The sequence below is a fragment of the Mucilaginibacter sp. MD40 genome (assembly GCF_002288635.1).
Lineage (GTDB): Bacteria > Bacteroidota > Bacteroidia > Sphingobacteriales > Sphingobacteriaceae > Mucilaginibacter.
This window is the reverse complement of the sequence record NZ_NRSW01000001.1, coordinates 178,190-195,393: the sequence shown is the minus strand read 5'-3', so window position 1 is coordinate 195,393 and position 17,204 is coordinate 178,190. Positions and strand designations below refer to the sequence as shown.

Below are 17,204 nucleotides of genomic sequence, written 5' to 3'. Positions count from 1 at the left end.
GTAATCCTACTACATGAGCCAGATTTTGATCATCTATACCGGAGGGACAATAGGTATGATGAGCGACCCTGTTTCCAAAGCATTAGTTCCCATTAATTTTGAGCAGATAATGGATAATGTGCCTGAGTTGGAGAAACTTAATTGTAAAATTAAGGTGCACTCTTTCGAGCATATTATCGACTCATCTAACATGAACCCCGAGATATGGGGCGAGCTGGCATCACTTATTGAGGCTAATTATAATGAGGTGGACGGCTTTGTTATTTTACACGGTTCGGATACCATGGCCTTTACAGCATCAGCCCTGAGCTTCATGCTGCAAAACTTGAACAAGGCAGTGGTTTTCACCGGTTCGCAGTTGCCCATAAGCGCGGTACGTACCGATGCGAAGGAAAACCTGATGACAGCCATTGAGATAGCGAAAGCTAAAAAGAACGACCGTTCGCGGGTACCTGAAGTATGTATCTATTTTGATTACAAGCTTTTCAGGGGAAACCGGGCGTTCAAATACAATTCATCAAAATTTGAGGCGTTCCGCTCGCCTAATTATCCTATACTGGCCGAGTCGGGTGTGCATTTACGCTTTAGCCCAAATGATATCAGGCAGCCGGGAGAAGGCCCGTTGAAGATACATAACCATCTGGTAAGCGATGTGGCCGTGCTTAAATTGTACCCGGGTATCAGCCCTAAAGTGGTAGAAACAATTTTAGGCGCCGATGTACGCGGTATTGTGATGGAAACCTTTGGCGCCGGTAATACTACTACCGACCAATGGTTTGTTGACCTGCTTAAAAACGCTATTGATGCCGGTAAGGTTATCCTGGATATTTCGCAATGCAAGGTGGGCACGGTTGAACTTGGCCGGTACGAAACCAGCAAGCAGTTAAAAGATATTGGCGTTGCCAGCGGTTATGACATGACCTTTGAGGCGGCTGTTACCAAAATGATGTATCTGCTTGGAGAGATCAATGACCCTATCGAGGTACGGCGTTGTCTGGAGAAAGACCTCCGCGGCGAACTGACAGAGTCTTAATCTCAAAACATCCGCTTTTTTATTAGCGCCATAAAGTCGTCACGGAACTTGGTGCTAATGGGTATTTGTTTATCACCTATATAAATATGATTATCCTGCACTTTGGTAATAAGGCGGGTATTTACGATGTACGAATGGTGTACACGCATAAAAGGCTGGGATAGCTGTTCTTCAATATCCTTTAGGCGGCGATAAATAAGCAATTGTTCTGTAGGTGTAACCAGCCTTACATATTCCTTTTCGCCTTCAAAGTACAGCACATCATCCAGCAGGATGTTACGTATAGTTTTCCCCGATTTTACAAAAAAATAGTTGGCTTCGGGCCCTGTTTCCTGTTTGGGAGCAATCGGCATAGCTTTGGCAAAAGCCGCTTCTATTTTTTGTTTGGCTGCTAAAACACGCTTTAGGGTGATAGGCTTAAGTAAATAATCAATTGTTTGGAAGGTATAACTTTCCGCCGCGTAGTCGGAGTAAGCGGTAGTAAATACAATTTTGATTTCGGGTGGCAGCAGTCCGGCTAATTCTATACCGGTGAGGTGGGGCATATTAATATCCAGGAAGATCAGATCGGCCTTGTGATGCTTTAACATTTCCAGCGCTTCTATACCGTTATAGCACTTGCCAAGCAGTTGCCAGTCAGTTACCTGGCCAAGCAAAACTTCTAAAAGGTTAACCGCGTTTGGTTCATCATCAACAATAATATACTTCAAACTCATGCCAGCGGGATGTTAAGTGTAGCTGTAAATACTTCGCCGTTGTTTGATGTATGCAACTCGAAATTGTTACTATACAAAATGGCTAAGCGTTTTTCCAGATTAGCTATACCCAATCCACTTTTAAGGCTGGGTATCTCCTGTTGTGGCATCGTGTTACTTACGGTGTATATCAAACGCCCGTTACTTTCTGTTAGCGATAAAGACACCCTATTGTCGTTGCTGCTTTTATCAATGCCATGTTTGAAAACATTTTCCGCAAATGTCATCAGTAGCATAGGGGGGATGCTTAGGTTTGGGCTGTATTGCTTTTCAAATGAAATATTTAAAGCATACCGTATTCTTATTTTCTCCAGCGCTATATAGTTTTCTATGAATTGCACCTCGGTGTTCAGGCTTACAAGGCTTTTCGGGCTTTCGTCAACAAAATACCGCATAACATCTGCCAGTCGCTCAATCAGGGCGGCTGTACGCGGGGCTTCCATGTATGCTTCGTAGTAAATGTTGTTGAGTGTATTAAATAAAAAATGAGGTTGCACTTGTGATTTAAGCAGGTCCAGCTCCGCGCTGGCCTTTTGCGCCATGGCCTTAGCAGCTTGTTCTTTCAGCGTAAAGTATGCCAGTGCCAGGCGAAAAGCAAAGCTGAAGAAGAAGACCGTTATGCCGCCCAATACAAAGCTGGTGATAGCCTTCATGCTCATGGGTTCGGGCTTGGCGGCAAAAAGAGCGTTGTAAATATTTACTGTTAACACAGCCCTTATTAATCCTACGGCCAGTAAAAACGCAATAACAGAAAGCACATACCATACAATGCTCCCCTTTTGATACAGCCTGGGAAAGAGCCATGAAATATTGCCGTAAATAATGGCAGCGTAAAAAGCAGTGTTCAGCAGCGCGTATACCGCGGCCTGGAAAACGCCATCCATAGCGGTAAGCGATAGGAATAGCATGAGGTAGATCACTACCCACACTAACCACTGCATCTGCACTAAGGAGGGTTTAAACTTTACAGTCATCTTTAAAAGTACTAAGCTTTTTATATTTCAAAGGCGCTTTTAAACGATCCGTGCTATTTTTTCAACCGATCACTAAAAATCAGCCTTATAACACAGTCACGGCGATTATTGAAATACGGCCAGTGCCAATTAAAAATAAGCAGGAAAGTATTGAACGGAATATGCGAAAGAAGGCTGCTCCATGCAGCTTTGTACATCATTAATCCATATCATTATGTTGTACAGATCACTCACCACTTCGTTATTGTTAATTATTGGTACTCTATTTTTAGCGGCCCGGCCAGTTTCTTCATTCGCCCAAAAGGTAGATACCATCAGGCTTAAGGATCATCGTTTAAATACATCCAGCCTTAAACCGGGACTTAGGCAGTACATGGTATATTTTAAAACGGACAGAAACCCTAAAGTATTACGGTTTTGGCTATGGCTCAGAAACACACAGATCATCACGCGCAATAACGAAAAGGTGTTTGCCACTACCCAGCATTGGTACGGCAGCGATACCATTAGCTATCGTACCGGCTACTCATTAAATCGTATGAGCGATTTTTCTGCCATATATCATTCAGAAACGATTAACGGTAAAAAGGTAGCCTACAATTGGGGCACCATGTCTATAACAGGCACTGATACAGTAGCCAATAACACCAAAAAAGATTTTAAGATGGATTTTAACGAGCCATGTTTTAACTGGAACCTGGATATTGAAACATTTGAGATGCTGCCGCTTGCCGCCGGAAAAAGTTTTGCCATTAATTTTTACGATGCCGGTTTCGGCAAACCCGAATATGTTTTATACAAGGTAACGGGCAGCGAAGTGTTAACTACTTATGACGGGCATAAGGTTGATTGCTGGAAGCTGGTAAACGAAGGCGAACACGCGGGCACCCGTTTTACACAAACATTTTGGCTGAGTAAAAAAGGCCATGAGTTTTTAAAAGAAGAAGACGCCTTGCCCGGCGGTTATCGTTACAAGGTAAAAATGCCCATGTTAACACCTGCTTTATAACGAGCAGGTGTTTGGCTATAAACCAAACCAAGATGTAGTTGGTTGTTGCTGAATAGGATAATTATCGCCGATAAATTTTACCTGTTTGTCGGGATAATGTCTAAAATAAAATTGCAGCTAACTTTATGCAGGATAAGTTGTTAATAACAGCTCATCAACATATACTATTTTGGATAAAGTTTTCAGATATTTTTTAAGCTGTTGTATTATCCTGTTTTTAATAGCAGGGAATAAGGGTTATGCCCAGGTTACACCCGCAGATACGGTAAAGGCTGATTCGCTGGGAAAGCAAGGCAAAAAGATAATTAAGCCGGACAACACCGCCGGACAGTATGATTTTGGCGACCTGGTAAAAGCCATTCTTCACCCTCATAAAAAGGCTGATAGCGTAAAAAAGAAATCATCTGGTATTACCATCATCCCCAACCTGGCATCTAACCCCAGTATTGGTACACAAATAGGTATTAAGGCCGTGGCGGGAAAAGTATTGGGTAGTGATCCTAATACTTTACTTTCCGTAGCGGCTACTTCGGCATCCATCACCACAAAAAATATAATTTATTTTTACCTTACCCATAACGTTTATACACCGGGCAATAAGTGGAATTTTCAGGGTAGCCTGGTAGCAGCTAAAACCGTAACACCCGACTTTGGCATTGGCATAGGTAACGCCGATAACAGCACTACCGAAAACCTGGTGCTGAGTAACCCGGGGCGTAAACCTTATGTATTAAACGCGCAGTACTACAGCTTTCGTGAAAAGGTATATAAGCAGATAGACAAAGGCTTATTTGTAGGCGCCGGGGTATCATTTGATATACGGCGTAAGATATATGATAAATTCAACGCCGATTCTGTGCTGACACCTTATCGTATTTACAATGCCCGTAATGGTTTCGATAATGACCATTACGCGGCTAATGGTTTCCTGGCTAATATCCAATACACTACCCGCGATAACCAGAATCGTGCTTACAAAGGCATGTACGTTGATGCCGGCATAAGGCTTAACCAAACATGGCTGGGCAGTACACGCAATGCGGCCATCATTACAACAGATTTTCGTAAGTATTTCAGTCTATCGTCGAGCCATCCCGAGCATGTGCTCGCTTTCTGGAACTGGAGTACGTTTGTAGTAGGCGGCGCTTTGCCTTACCTCGAGCTACCAGGTACTGGCCGCGACCCTAACTTCAGGAGCGGCAGGGGCTATACCGTAACGTACTTCAAAGGTACCCAATACATGGATACGGAGGTAGAGTATAGATTCCCTATCCTCCGGAATAAATTTTTAAGTGGCGTTACCTTTTTTAGCCTTCAAACTGCAAATGATGATTTGGGCACCAAGCTATTTAGTGTTTGGCAACCTGGCGGTGGCGCAGGCTTGCGGGTGTTATTTAATAAAGCTACCCGTACCAACCTGTGTATAGATTATGCATGGGGTAAATATGGCGCTCATGGTTTATTTTTGGGGCTGAACGAGGCTTTTTAATAATCATTGCCGTTGGCTTTAGCCAACGGATAATTAACAAACCCAACATGATCAGAGCTTATCTACTTACTACCGGCGAAGACGGCCATTCCCACGTGCAAACCGGTCATTTAACAGACGCGGTTGCGTATGATGCTAACAGCATCAGTTTTAAAGAAACCGCTCCGCATTCGTTTCTTGATTGGCATACCGCGCCCACCAACCAATATGTTATTTGCCTTGCAGGCGTACTTGATTTTACTACCCATACCGGCGAAACTTTTACACTTAACCCCGGCGAGGTACTGGTAGCCATGGATACTACCGGCACCGGGCATATATGGAAAATGCGTGGCAACGACCCATGGCGACGTGTATACGTACCATTTGACGCTGAAAAGGAGTTTAATTTTGTTAGCGGGCCGCATGATTGATTTTTAAATAAACAACGCGGGGTTATAACCTACTTTGATTTTATTTAGATTAATTACAAATAACTATTGACATTCATCTTATTTTGATGTTTCTTTGCCGCTGTTTAGAATCATTCAAAATAAGGCATGAAGAAAATTTTATCCCTCCTCTCAGCAATATTAATAGCCGCTGCCGCATTTGCGCAGCAACAACATGGCAGCATAAGCGGTATAATAACCGCTACTGATGGTAGCCCGGTAGCGTATGTAACTGTGGCTTTAAAAGGTACATCGTATGGCGCTTCAACAACAGATAAGGGCCACTATCGCATTACAAGAGTAAATCCCGGCACTTACACGGCAGTGGTTTCAGCTATCGGCATGGCGCCGCGCGAAAAAGATGTAACTGTAGTCGCCGGGCAAAATACCAGCATTAATTTTAATCTTGACCTCAGTACCTCGCAATTAAAAGAGGTAATGATCAACGCGCGCAGCAACAGCGTTAAAATGGATAACCCATCACAGTCGCTTCGTTTGCAGGAGCCTCTGCTGCAGGTTCCACAAAATATTCAGGTGGTATCCAGCCAGTCTTTAAAAGAACAGCAGATCATCAGTATGAGCGATGGCCTGGTAAGAAACGTGAGCGGCGCCTTTAGGCTGGAGCATTGGGGCGATCTTTATACTAATATTAATATGCGTGGTTCGCAGGTGCAGGCTTTCAGGAATGGTTTTAACGTAGTAAATTCCTTTTGGGGGCCGCTTACCGAAGATATGAGCTTTGTTGACCATATTGAATTTGTAAAAGGCCCGGCAGGCTTTATGCTTTCCAGCGGCGATCCAAGCGGTTTATACAACGTGGTAACCAAAAAGCCTACGGGCCAAACCAAAGGCGAATTTAGCTATACCACCGGCAGCTATAACCTAAACCGTGCTACGCTTGACCTGGATGGTAAATTAAGTAATGATGGCAAGCTGCTTTATCGTTTAAATCTTTCGGGGCAAAACAAAGGTTCTTTCCGTGCCAATGAGTTTAACAACCGTTATGTGGTAGCACCTGTAGTATCGTACCAGGTTGATGATAAAACCAAGCTCACCGCAGAGTATGTTTACCAGCGTGCCAACATGTCTAACGTAGGTTCGTACTATGTATTTAGCCCTAATGGTTATGCGCAATATCCGCAAAGCTTTACGGCTTTACCCTCAGGCTTGCCACCAACCAATATCAACGACCATAGCGTTACACTGAATATGCAAACGCAGTTGAGTGACAACTGGAAACTTACCGCACAAGCAGCCTACTATTATTATGGCCAAAACGGCTATTCTATGTGGGCCGATAGTGTGGGCCGCGATGGAAGATATATCCGTAGCGTAGGTATTTGGGATGCTAAAAGTACCATGTCATTAGGGCAGGCGTTCTTAAACGGTAAAGTGGTTACCGGCTCGGTGGTACATAAAATTTTGGCGGGTATAGATTTAGGCAATAAAGTTTACAACGCCGATTATAACCAGTCGCGGCAGTTAGACAACAAAAACCAGATGTTTGACCCGCGTAACCCTAACCTGGGTGTGCCGCCAAACGGCTATCCTACTTTTGACCGCAGCCTTAACCTTGAGGCGCGCGCCGCGGCAGGGTTTGGGAATATTGCAAGCAATTACAGTAGTTTATACGTGCAGGATGAACTGGGCTTTTTTGAAAACAAACTGCGTTTAACCCTGGCAGGGCGTTACACTTATATTAAAAACTCTAACTATGGTGGTGCCGAGCCTACAGCCAAGCACTTTACTCCTCGCATTGGCCTGAGTGCGTCAATAGACGATCAAACTGCCGTTTATGGATTGTATGACCAGGCTTTTACCCCTCAGGTTGGCAGGCTGGCAACGGGTACTGTAAAACCGCTTACCGGTAATAACCTGGAGTTTGGTATAAAAAGAGACTGGGCCGATGGCAAATGGAATACTACTTTAGCCGTTTACCGCATATTAAAAAATAATGAGATCACAGCCGACCCTAATGCTAACCCTAACGCAGGTTTAAGCGTTGTTTTAGGCCAGAAACGCGCCCAGGGTATTGAGTTTGATATACGTGGCGAGATAGCCCCCGGCTTTGACGTAACGGCTAACTATGCTTATACTGATTCAAAAGTAACACGCGCTGTAGTCCCCAACGTAACCGTACCTTCATTTGCCAAGCATACCGCTAACGCCTGGTTAACCTATAAACTGCTTGCAGGTAGCTTAAAAGGCGCCGGGGTAGCGGGTGGTTTCACTTTCCTGGGCGACCGTACAACAGATGCGCCTGCACCGCTTAAAATGGCCGACTATTTTAAGCTGGATGGTGGCTTATTCTGGGAGGGAAGCAAAATGCGTATTACAGCTAACGCCTTCAATATCCTGAATAAATATTTATACAGCGGGTCTTATTATGCCTATCTGCAATCGTACTATTACCAGGCAGAAGCGCCGCGTAACTATCGTTTATCTATCAGCTACAGGTTCTAATAGTTTACTTCATATTTGGTTATCTTAAAAGGAGGATCGCAAGGATCCTCCTTTTTTATTTCATCCTCACCAAAACATTATGTATTAATATATTGTAAATTTAAATCGTGAGAAAGTTTATATACATAATGTTATTGCTGTGGTGTTCATTTACCGAAGTAAGGGCACAACGCACAGATACCGCCAAAGTGGATTCAGCCAGTATTCTGGCACTGCCCGATACTGTTCGAAAGTTGCATAGTAAGCTGGAATCGTTTATACCGCCGGCGGTATTTGTCACCTATGGCGTTTTATCATTCCCGGTAAAAGCTATCCGTAACCTGGATTACAGCATTTATGACGATCTGATAAAAGATTCGCCCAATTTTCATTATCATATTGAAAACTACTTTCAATATGCGCCAATTGTAATGGTTTACGGGTTAAACCTGGCCGGTATCCATGGCAAAAATACCTTTATCGACCGTACCATACTCATTGGTATGTCTGAAGGCATTATGGCTTTAAGCACTTTCAGTATCAAAAAAATATCGCATCGTTTACGTCCGGACGGTTCTAATTATTATTCTTTTCCGTCGGGCCATTCGGGTAATGCTTTTGCCGCGGCTGAATTTATGGCGCAGGAGTACAGCGAAAAATCTATCTGGTATGGTATCGCCGGTTACTCTTTTGCCACCGCTACCGCTATTTTACGGGTTTACAACCGCGACCATTGGTTTAGTGATATTATAGCCGGGGCCGGTTTCGGTATATTATCTACCAAGGCGGCATATCTTATTTATCCGCTGTTCCGCAACAAACTTTTTAAAAGCAAAGACGAACATAAAACCAGTCTTATTATGCCCACCTACTCCAATGGTGTGGCGGGCTTTGCTTTTGTAAAGCAACTGTAGCGGGTTGTAACAATCATTATACGAAGCGTAACTGCAATAAAGTAAGATTTTTCCTTACTTTGTTAGGTCTAAACTATCAGACCGTATAATGAATAAATATTTATTAACTACTGCAGCTATTGCGCTTGGTATAAGCGTTAAAGCCCAACAAGGCGGGGCTTTAACAGCTAAAGATTACGAGCATGCCGAGTCCTTTCTTTCTTATAATACCATGCCTTTGGTTTACCGGGCTGGCGTTACGGCCAATTGGCTGCCTAACGGGAAATTCTGGTACAAGGTAAATACCGCCAATGGGCCTGAGTTTGTACTGGTAGACCCTGCTAAGAAAACCCGCAGTAAAGCATTTGATGCATCCAAGCTGGCTGGCGCGTTATCATCAGCCACCGGTAAAACATATAATGGTGATAAACTCCCTTTCGACAGGATTGGATATAGTGCAGATGGCAGGTATGTTACCTTTACCGCTGACGGTAAGAAGTGGATGTATGATGAAAAAACCAACCAGGTAAGCGCAGATACTACTGCCAATGCTACAGGCAGAGCGGAACGCCTTAGCGGGCGTGCGGCGCGCGGCGGCGGTAATGAAGTATTGTCGCCAGATGGGAAGAAAGCCGTTTTTATTAAAGATTACAACCTGTGGGTACGCGATGTGGCTACCAATGCCGCTACCCAATTAACTACCGATGGCGTTAAAGATTATGGCTACGCCACTGATAATGCCGGCTGGACGCACAGCGACCGCCCCATAGTTTCATGGTCGCCTGATTCAAAAAAGGTGGCCACCTTTCAGCAGGATCAGCGCAAATCAAGCGATATGTATTTGGTGACTACCAACGTAGGCAAACCAACTTTAAAAGCATGGAAATATCCGCTGCCGGGAGATAAGGACATCACCATGATCGAGCGCGTGATCATTGATGTAGAGAATCCGAAGGTGGTACGTTTTAACATAGCACCTGACCCGCACCGCGCTACCCTGAGCGATGATATTGCCAGCAGCGGCAACCTGGATGATGTCGACTGGAAAGCCGATGGCACCGAGTTTGCCTTCGTTTCTACATCAAGAGATCATAAGAACGAGAAGTTCCGCATTGCCAATGCACAAACCGGCGTTGTGCGTGATGTATTTGAGGAAACCGTAAAAACACAATATGAATCGGGCTGGGGTGCCATCAACTGGCGTTACTTACCTGCTTCAAAAGAAATTATCTGGTTTTCTGAGCGCGATAACTGGGGGCATCTGTATTTGTACGATGCTACAACCGGTAAGTTAAAGAACCAGATCACTAAAGGCAACTGGGTAGTTACCAAACTGCTTAAAGTTGATGAGAAAAAGCGCTTACTTTATTTTATGGCCGATGGCCGCGAACCGGGTAACCCTTACTTCGCGCATTTGTACAAAATAGGATTTAACGGAAAAGGACTAACCCTGCTTACGCCGGAGGCTGGTAACCACGTGATCAGTTTTTCGCCCGATGAGCAATATTTTGTAGATACCTACTCACAGCCAGATGTGCCGCAGGTAAGCGTATTGCGTGATTTGAACGGGAAACTGATCAGTAACTTAGAGAAGGCAGATATATCAAAACTGGTTGCCACCGGCTGGAAAGCGCCCATCCCTGTAAAAGTTAAAGCGCATGATGGCACTACCGATATTTACGGCCTGGTTTTTACCCCAACCAAAATGGAAGCCGGTAAAAAATATCCGGTGATTGATTATATCTACCCTGGTCCTCAGGGCGGGAGTATAGGCAACTGGTCTTTTGGGCCATCACGTAACGATAACCAGGCACTTGCCGAACTGGGCTTTATTGTAGTAGCTATTGAGGGTACCAGCAACCCGCTGCGTTCAAAAAGCTTTCATGATATGAGCTATGGTAACATGGCCGAAAATACCCTGCCGGATCAGATCACAGCCATCAGGCAGCTATCAGCCAAATATCCTATAGATACTACTAAAGTAGGTATATGGGGGCACTCGGGCGGTGGTTTTGCAACGGCAACGGCTATGTTCCGCTACCCTGATTTCTTTAAGGTAGGTATCTCAGAATCGGGCAACCACGATAACCGTAACTATGAGGACGATTGGGGCGAACGCTACAATGGTTTGGTTGAAAACTCAGACTATGAAGCGCAGGCCAACCAAACCTGGGCTAAGAACCTGAAAGGTAAACTGATGCTGGTACACGGTATGATGGACGATAACGTTCCGCCCTATAATACCCTGTTGGTGGTAGAAGCCCTGGAAAAAGCCAACAAAAGCTTCGACCTGGTGATATTCCCTAATAGCGCGCACGGTTACGGTGTGTATTCGCCCTACATGATGCGCCGCCGCTGGGATTACTTTGTAGAAAACCTTTTGGGCCTTAAACCGCCTTACGATTACCAGATGGGCAAGCGCCTATCAAAATAATAAAAGAAACGCCCTGCTAATTAGCAGGGCGTTTCTTTTTGCGTTAAACATAGATCTCTATCTCGAAGTTGCTGATAACTTGTTTTAAATAACGTTATCGCCAATACGCTGTCTTTGGGGCTGTTCATATAAACGCTTATCCAACCCGAATTAACAAAGCTGTGGTGATCTTTTACACGTTTGTCTTGTAGCATCAATCGCTGCTTAACAATACGGCTAAGCGGCATATCCAGTAAACCGTTGCTGTGAATATGTCCAAGCTCTTTACCATTATAATTGAACTGTAAGCCTCCGTATTTGTGTAATGATGTAGTGACGTTTTCCCACGTGACCAACTCGGCCTCAATTTCATCTATTGCCTCCAATAAGCGGAAATTAAATAATAGCGTGTAGAGCCTCAGCAAACCATCAAATACATGTGGCAGCCCCGGGACATGTTTAAGAAAACCGAAATATTTGATTATAAACAGGAACATTAATTGGCCTCACTTAATTGCTTAATATGTTCCATTACGCGAAGATGAACATTCCGGGTAATACTCTTTGCCCAGATATCGTAATACCAAACCGGGAAAACGTATAATTTATACCAACTGTTACCGGTTAGGGTGGTAGTTCCATCGCCGTTATCTTTTAGAAGAAACTGGCCTCGCAGGATATCAATATGACCCATTATTTCCGGATCACGGGGTTGCTCGGTAATGTCAAAAACGAGGTTGCGGTTCTCGTCATAGGTGGAAATCCTTTCATCGAATACATAGCCATTGCTGAATATACATTTACGGTTGGCACCTACGTAAAACCCGCTTGCGGTTGACTGCACCGGGCTGGGCATGCCGATATTAAATAGCCAGAATTTAGGTTTAGCCTCAATACGCTTATAGGCTACCACGTATTGCCATACTTTTGCCGGAGGGGCATTTATCACCATGGTATCAGCTACCATGTTTTCATAACTGTGTTTTGATAGTGAGTCTGTCACGAAAATGGCGAAAAGTATTAAAATGATGCTGGAATTAAGCTTTTGATTATTTCGCTTGAACATGGCCTGGCCTGCTAATTGTCCCAACCATATAAATACAAAAAGTAAAGGCGAAACGATAACCAGGCAAATAGAACCTTCGCCCAAAAATATAGCGCTTAGCAGGCATGCTATTAATGTATTGTAGAGAGCCCACAGCGCGGAGGTGGTTCTTCCTAATATTTTTTTTCGCCAGAACCACGCGCTGGTGATACCCATGAGCAAAGGGACGATAACGAATTCTGAAAAAATGAATATGCCACCTACATTGCTGTGGTAGGTGATGAAATACTTGGTTATGCCAATAACTGCTATGCCAAGCAGGTTTGGGAAAACAAATCCTTTAATTGTATGAGTCATGATAAGGAATAGTTAAATACTAATATATACTTACTAAATCATTTACAGCATGGGCTGCCTCTGGATATTGAAATTGATAACCGCTATCTAAAAGTCTTTTCGGGTAGACCCATCTGCTCTTTAGCACCAGTTCGGTTTCGGTACCGATGATTGCCGCGCCGATTTCTAACAACCATTTAGGAGAGGGCAGGCCAAATGAGATACCATAAGCTTTACAAATGACATGCATGAATTCGGTATTCTTTAAAGCGTTTGGTGATGTTACGTTAATGGCCCCTGTCAATTCCGGATGATCATAGATCCATTCGGTAACGGCGGCTACATCCTGCTCATGTATCCAGGTTACATACTGGTTGCCATTGCCCTGTTTGCCACCAAGACCAAACTTAACCAAATTACAAAGTGCTGGGAAAGCCCCGCCGTTTTGGCTTAACACAATGCCTATGCGTAGCGCAACTTTACGTGTTTGAGGCGTTTGCTGTTCCAGGAAAGTGTGTTCCCATTGTTTGCAGACGTCTATTGAAAAGCCGTAGCCAATATCACCGGTTTCTTCGTCCTGAGGGCGGTCTTCAGCGTGCCGGTATATAGTTGCTGATGCCGCGTTGAGCCAAAGGGCGGGAGGGTTTTGTAATTTTCCTATCACGTCACCAAGCAAACGGGTAGGCACCAGCCTTGAACTTAATATCTCAGCCTTGTTCTTTTCGGTATAACGGCAATTCACATTTTTTCCGCATAGGTTGATAAGCAGGTCTGAATTATCCAATTCCTTTACCCAATCACCGGCTGTTTTGGCATCCCAAACAACGGTGCGTATGTTACCCTGCGCGGCTTTAGGTTTGCGGCTTAGGATAATTATTTCACGCGCTTTGTCGCTATAATAACGCGCCAGTGTAGTGCCAAGGCTACCGGCGCCTCCGGCTAATATGATCTTATCAAATTTCATGATAATAGAATTAAATAAACAAAATAGTACCTAACACCGCTACTCTGTAAATTGCCCAGGTAATGGTTAGCCGCCAGCCTATGCCCATGATTTTGCTTCTTCGGATATGCTCGAGGAGCATGAGGCCGGCTACCAACAGAAAGTAAAGGGTGTAGAATAGCGGATGCATGCCAATAGCAGCGCTAAGCAATACAATTGGCAATAATAATATACTACCCGCAAAAGAAATGGTCATCATGTTACCCAGATATTCCCAACGTTTTTGTTTGACCAACAGGCTGATAATACCACCCTGAAATAGGATCTGGCCGCCACAAATGAGATATTCGCGATAGACACCGCCAACCGGCACCATGTCTTGTAATAAGGGTGCGTAGCGGGTAAGTATAAAAGCAGTAATAAACCAGGTGAAAAGCAAGTAAGCTACGCGGTAGCGGAGTTTAAAGGTAGGTTGGTAAATATAACTCTCGTTTCTTGCCGGGATAATTACTCTGCGGTTGTAAGAGATAAAAGCGTACACTTTGCTCATTAGCCAAACAAAAGGAGCGGAATTAAATAAGCCTTTAAAAACCGGCCATGCATTACCCAATATTTTAAATAAACTCTTTATACCATAGGTAACTTCTCCGGTTTGGCGGTTAACCAGTGCTATTTCATCTGCCGCCCGCTGGCGGTTTACGAGCGGGCAGTCATCAGATGCCAACTCCTGGTAAGGCGCCCTGCCGGTATTATCAAGCATACCGGTTTTTACAAATGCTTTAGTGTAGATATTGCACATGGGGCATTCGGCATCGTAAAGTATAGTGTAATTGCCAAGGGTTTTCATGATATATAGTGTTACTTATAAATTTTGAATTTTCAGTAAAAAATGAAATATAGTGAGCAAAAAAAATGTCCTATTTGAACATTTTAAATATCGATCCCCAAAACCAGCTTTCATCTGCTTGAAGCATGGTATCAAGCATACGGTCAGCGTTTTTAGACATTTTGTTGATGTCCGTCATGGATTTATGAAAAGTTTTAAACTCCGGGTCATTTTTATCGCCTTTTACCTGTATCAGTTCTTCCAGTGTTTTCAATACCGGTTCCAGTTCGCGCTTGCGGCGCTCTTTGGCAACCTGGCGGGCAATGTTCCAGATATCTTTATCGGCATAAAAGTATTCTTTACGTTCACCTGGCCTCAGTTGCTTTTCTACCAGGCCCCAGCCGATCAGGTCGCGTAGGGTCATGTTGGCATTACCGCGAGAGATGCTCAGTTCCTCCATTACCTGTTCGGTAGTTAAAGCATCGGGCGTTACCAGCAGGAGTGCATGTACCTGGGCCATAGTGCGGTTAATACCCCACTCAGAACCTAACTTGCCCCACGTTTCTATAAACTTTTGCTTTGCTTCTGGTAATTGCATGTACAAAGGTAAGTGTATTTTTAAACTTTCAAAACTTTTTGAAAGTTTATTTTAAAAACCAGTGGTGGTAGCGATGGGTTAATTTAAAAAGTGAAAACGATGAAAAAAGCCAATTTCAAGACAAGCGCACGGTGCTATCGACTATATGTATGCTGCGTTGGTACCGCTAATGCCAGAGTTAGCAGATTTTGACAAAGATGAGAAAGCCAGAGTGCTATGCAGGCTGTTAGGCGGTGGTGCCCTGGCGTATACCGCGCTAACAAAAGCAGAATGGGGGTTGATAAAGCTCCTGCCTTTTAAAGCACATTTAGCTATTGACCTAACCGTAAGCATATTTGCGGCTGCATCGCCCTGGTTGCTTGGCTTTAGCAAAAACAAGCAGGCTCGTAATACACTGTTAGCCGTTGGACTCGCCGGACTATCAGCATCCTTACTTACTGAGAATAAAGAAGCGGATAGCGTTTAATAGTGAAGCTGCTTATCCAATTCGCTTAGAAAAGTTTGGGCATTTTGCAGGAGGCGTTTCTTTTTTGTTTCATCCATTTTGTCGAATGATTTCACGAGCATACCCAGCCTTGGGTTTTGCGTAAAAAACGTGCGATGCTTATCCATGAAACGCCAAAACAGGCCATCCCAGGTATCCTGCCAGTCACCTTTTGGCCAATTACCCATTTTCATGAGGTAGTTGCTTCCGCTTATATAAGGTTTGGTCATCATCAAACCACCATCTGCAAATTGGGTCATGCCGTAGGTGTTAGGAACCATTACCCAATCGTAGGCATCAATATACATTTCCATAAACCAGCGGTACACATCGTCAGGGTCAAATTCGCACAATAGCATAAAGTTGCCCATAACCATCAGGCGCTCTATATGATGGCTATAGCCCGTATGCAGCACGCGCTTGATCACAGTATCAACCGGAACGATGCCGGTTTCTCCTGTCCAGAAAGTTTTTGGAATGCGGCGTTTAAAGCCCCAGTAATTCCTGGTACGCTGTTTTACCCCTTCGCGCTCATAAACCAGGTGAATAAATTCGCGCCAACCCATTACCTGCCTGATAAAACCTTCCAGTGAATTAAGCGGGATGTCGTTCTCGGCTGCATGGTCGAGCGTTTTGTCTATCACCTCCTGCGGGTCCAGCAAGCCGGTATTTATTAATGGGGATAAGATAGAGTGGTACAAAAAAGTTTCGCCGGTGACCATGGCATCCTCGTAAACGCCGAACTTCTGAAACCGGTGTTTCAGGAAATCCTGAAGCCAAAGCCCGGCTTGCTGGTGGGTAACCGGGTAAAAGCCGCCGATGTTCCCGAAAGGCGAAGCGGTGTTACCATAATTATCCGGATAATGCTTGTCAACCCACTTTAAGGCTTCTTTAACATACTCGTTATCGTCTGGCGGGTTTAGCATCGGCACCACTTCGTTCTTTGGGAACTTTTGTCGGTTCTCTACATCGTAGGTCCATTTGCCGCCGAGGGGCTTGTCTTTACCTTCTAATAGAATATTGCGCTGTTTGCGTTGTGCCGTGTAGAAGTCAGTTTGGAAATAGGTTTTCCGCTTGTCGAAATAATCCGCTACATCTTCTGTACTGTTAAGAAAGTTTGGTGTACGATAAACTTTTGGCGTAATGCCCGCCTTTTCGCATGCTGCTGTAATACGCTTTTGCAGCCAGTCGTCGGTCACGTGTGCATAGTGAATAGTAGTAACACCCTGTTTAGCTAAATGGGGGATGAGCTTGCGTACATCGCAATGCTTTTCAGTCGCTTCAACATATTCTACTTTAATAGCCTTTTCTTTCAGATAGTCGGCATAGTACTGCATGGATGCTCGGTGCAGCACCAGTTTCTTCTTGTTAAAATTGTATTGGTTAAAGAAAAGTAGTTCCTCCACCAGGTAAGCGGGGCTGTCGGCGTTAACAGCCGGATGCTTCTTGAATAACTGGTGTGGAAAAATGAGGGTAACTGCTGACTGATGCATGCTCAAGCAACATAACGACAGGTGAAATAGTTTTATGGCC

The 17,204-nt window shown here is 44.3% G+C and carries 16 protein-coding genes; 8 read left to right on the top strand and 8 right to left on the bottom strand.

Annotation, left to right across the window (positions count from 1 at the left end):
• The first annotated feature begins 13 nt into the window (after positions 1-13).
• Entirely contained in the window at positions 14-1,033 is a 1,020-nt protein-coding gene (locus CKK33_RS00875; protein WP_095702290.1) for an asparaginase, read from the top strand.
• 2 nt (positions 1,034-1,035) lie between these two features.
• On the opposite strand, the gene CKK33_RS00870 is transcribed toward CKK33_RS00875, so the two are convergent.
• Both CKK33_RS00870 and CKK33_RS00865 read right to left on the bottom strand, forming a co-directional pair.
• Positions 1,036-1,749, bottom strand: coding sequence for a LytTR family DNA-binding domain-containing protein (locus CKK33_RS00870; RefSeq protein ID WP_095702289.1), 714 nt, complete (start codon positions 1,747-1,749; stop codon positions 1,036-1,038).
• On the bottom strand, positions 1,746-2,762 hold the full coding sequence (locus CKK33_RS00865; RefSeq protein WP_095702288.1) for a sensor histidine kinase: 1,017 nt from the start codon (positions 2,760-2,762) through the stop codon (positions 1,746-1,748). Before CKK33_RS00865 ends, CKK33_RS00870 begins: the two co-directional genes overlap by 4 nt.
• Positions 2,763-2,976: 214 nt before the next feature.
• Between CKK33_RS00865 and CKK33_RS00860 the strand changes: the two genes are divergently transcribed.
• From CKK33_RS00860 to CKK33_RS00835, 6 genes are all read left to right on the top strand, one after another.
• On the top strand, positions 2,977-3,771 hold the full coding sequence (locus CKK33_RS00860; RefSeq protein WP_095702287.1) for a hypothetical protein: 795 nt from the start codon (positions 2,977-2,979) through the stop codon (positions 3,769-3,771).
• Positions 3,772-3,940: 169 nt separating this feature from the next.
• Positions 3,941-5,260: an outer membrane protein assembly factor gene (locus tag CKK33_RS00855; RefSeq protein ID WP_233138120.1), complete on the top strand. Its 1,320-nt coding sequence runs from the start codon at positions 3,941-3,943 to the stop codon at positions 5,258-5,260.
• A gap of 47 nt (positions 5,261-5,307) precedes the next feature.
• Entirely contained in the window at positions 5,308-5,673 is a 366-nt protein-coding gene (locus CKK33_RS00850; protein WP_095702285.1) for a hypothetical protein, read from the top strand.
• 126 nt (positions 5,674-5,799) lie between these two features.
• A complete protein-coding gene (locus CKK33_RS00845) occupies positions 5,800-8,154 on the top strand; it encodes a TonB-dependent receptor (protein WP_095702284.1) in 2,355 nt (784 codons plus the stop codon).
• 107 nt (positions 8,155-8,261) lie between these two features.
• Positions 8,262-9,047, top strand: coding sequence for a phosphatase PAP2 family protein (locus tag CKK33_RS00840; protein ID WP_143822875.1), 786 nt, complete (start codon positions 8,262-8,264; stop codon positions 9,045-9,047).
• An 88-nt stretch (positions 9,048-9,135) separates the two neighbouring features.
• On the top strand, positions 9,136-11,460 hold the full coding sequence (locus CKK33_RS00835) for a S9 family peptidase (protein WP_095702282.1): 2,325 nt from the start codon (positions 9,136-9,138) through the stop codon (positions 11,458-11,460).
• 20 nt (positions 11,461-11,480) lie between these two features.
• On the opposite strand, the gene CKK33_RS00830 is transcribed toward CKK33_RS00835, so the two are convergent.
• From CKK33_RS00830 to CKK33_RS00810, 5 genes are all read right to left on the bottom strand, one after another.
• On the bottom strand, positions 11,481-11,936 hold the full coding sequence (locus tag CKK33_RS00830; protein ID WP_095702281.1) for a luciferase family protein: 456 nt from the start codon (positions 11,934-11,936) through the stop codon (positions 11,481-11,483).
• Positions 11,936-12,841: a hypothetical protein gene (locus CKK33_RS00825; RefSeq protein ID WP_095702280.1), complete on the bottom strand. Its 906-nt coding sequence runs from the start codon at positions 12,839-12,841 to the stop codon at positions 11,936-11,938. Before CKK33_RS00825 ends, CKK33_RS00830 begins: the two co-directional genes overlap by 1 nt.
• 19 nt (positions 12,842-12,860) lie before the next feature.
• Positions 12,861-13,784, bottom strand: a complete 924-nt coding sequence (locus CKK33_RS00820) for a TIGR01777 family oxidoreductase (protein WP_095702279.1) — start codon at positions 13,782-13,784, stop codon at positions 12,861-12,863.
• A 10-nt stretch (positions 13,785-13,794) separates the two neighbouring features.
• Positions 13,795-14,610 (bottom strand): DCC1-like thiol-disulfide oxidoreductase family protein, encoded by an 816-nt coding sequence (locus tag CKK33_RS00815; protein WP_095702278.1) that lies wholly within the window; start codon positions 14,608-14,610, stop codon positions 13,795-13,797.
• A gap of 70 nt (positions 14,611-14,680) precedes the next feature.
• Positions 14,681-15,187 carry a GbsR/MarR family transcriptional regulator gene (locus CKK33_RS00810; protein ID WP_095702277.1) on the bottom strand — a complete coding sequence of 169 codons (507 nt, stop codon included), beginning with the start codon at positions 15,185-15,187 and terminating at the stop codon, positions 14,681-14,683.
• Positions 15,188-15,356: 169 nt separating this feature from the next.
• On the opposite strand from CKK33_RS00810, the gene CKK33_RS00805 reads away from it, so the two are divergent.
• Entirely contained in the window at positions 15,357-15,653 is a 297-nt protein-coding gene (locus tag CKK33_RS00805; RefSeq protein WP_143822874.1) for a hypothetical protein, read from the top strand.
• Here CKK33_RS00805 and CKK33_RS00800 read toward each other — a convergent pair.
• Positions 15,650-17,164, bottom strand: coding sequence for a cryptochrome/photolyase family protein (locus tag CKK33_RS00800; RefSeq protein WP_095702275.1), 1,515 nt, complete (start codon positions 17,162-17,164; stop codon positions 15,650-15,652). The two genes, CKK33_RS00805 and CKK33_RS00800, sit on opposite strands and share 4 nt — an antisense overlap.
• Positions 17,165-17,204: the final 40 nt, after the last annotated feature.

Bases quoted from the DNA above. Each gene is read 5' to 3' on its own strand.
- CKK33_RS00875 (WP_095702290.1), top strand. From the start codon at position 14: ATGAGCCAGATTTTGATCATCTATACCGGAGGGACAATAGGTATGATG.
- CKK33_RS00870 (WP_095702289.1), bottom strand. From the start codon at position 1,749: ATGAGTTTGAAGTATATTATTGTTGATGATGAACCAAACGCGGTTAAC.
- CKK33_RS00865 (WP_095702288.1), bottom strand. From the start codon at position 2,762: ATGACTGTAAAGTTTAAACCCTCCTTAGTGCAGATGCAGTGGTTAGTG.
- CKK33_RS00860 (WP_095702287.1), top strand. From the start codon at position 2,977: ATGTTGTACAGATCACTCACCACTTCGTTATTGTTAATTATTGGTACT.
- CKK33_RS00850 (WP_095702285.1), top strand. From the start codon at position 5,308: ATGATCAGAGCTTATCTACTTACTACCGGCGAAGACGGCCATTCCCAC.
- CKK33_RS00845 (WP_095702284.1), top strand. From the start codon at position 5,800: ATGAAGAAAATTTTATCCCTCCTCTCAGCAATATTAATAGCCGCTGCC.
- CKK33_RS00835 (WP_095702282.1), top strand. From the start codon at position 9,136: ATGAATAAATATTTATTAACTACTGCAGCTATTGCGCTTGGTATAAGC.
- CKK33_RS00830 (WP_095702281.1), bottom strand. From the start codon at position 11,936: ATGTTCCTGTTTATAATCAAATATTTCGGTTTTCTTAAACATGTCCCG.
- CKK33_RS00825 (WP_095702280.1), bottom strand. From the start codon at position 12,841: ATGACTCATACAATTAAAGGATTTGTTTTCCCAAACCTGCTTGGCATA.
- CKK33_RS00820 (WP_095702279.1), bottom strand. From the start codon at position 13,784: ATGAAATTTGATAAGATCATATTAGCCGGAGGCGCCGGTAGCCTTGGC.
- CKK33_RS00815 (WP_095702278.1), bottom strand. From the start codon at position 14,610: ATGAAAACCCTTGGCAATTACACTATACTTTACGATGCCGAATGCCCC.
- CKK33_RS00810 (WP_095702277.1), bottom strand. From the start codon at position 15,187: ATGCAATTACCAGAAGCAAAGCAAAAGTTTATAGAAACGTGGGGCAAG.
- CKK33_RS00805 (WP_143822874.1), top strand. From the start codon at position 15,357: ATGCCAGAGTTAGCAGATTTTGACAAAGATGAGAAAGCCAGAGTGCTA.
- CKK33_RS00800 (WP_095702275.1), bottom strand. From the start codon at position 17,164: ATGCATCAGTCAGCAGTTACCCTCATTTTTCCACACCAGTTATTCAAG.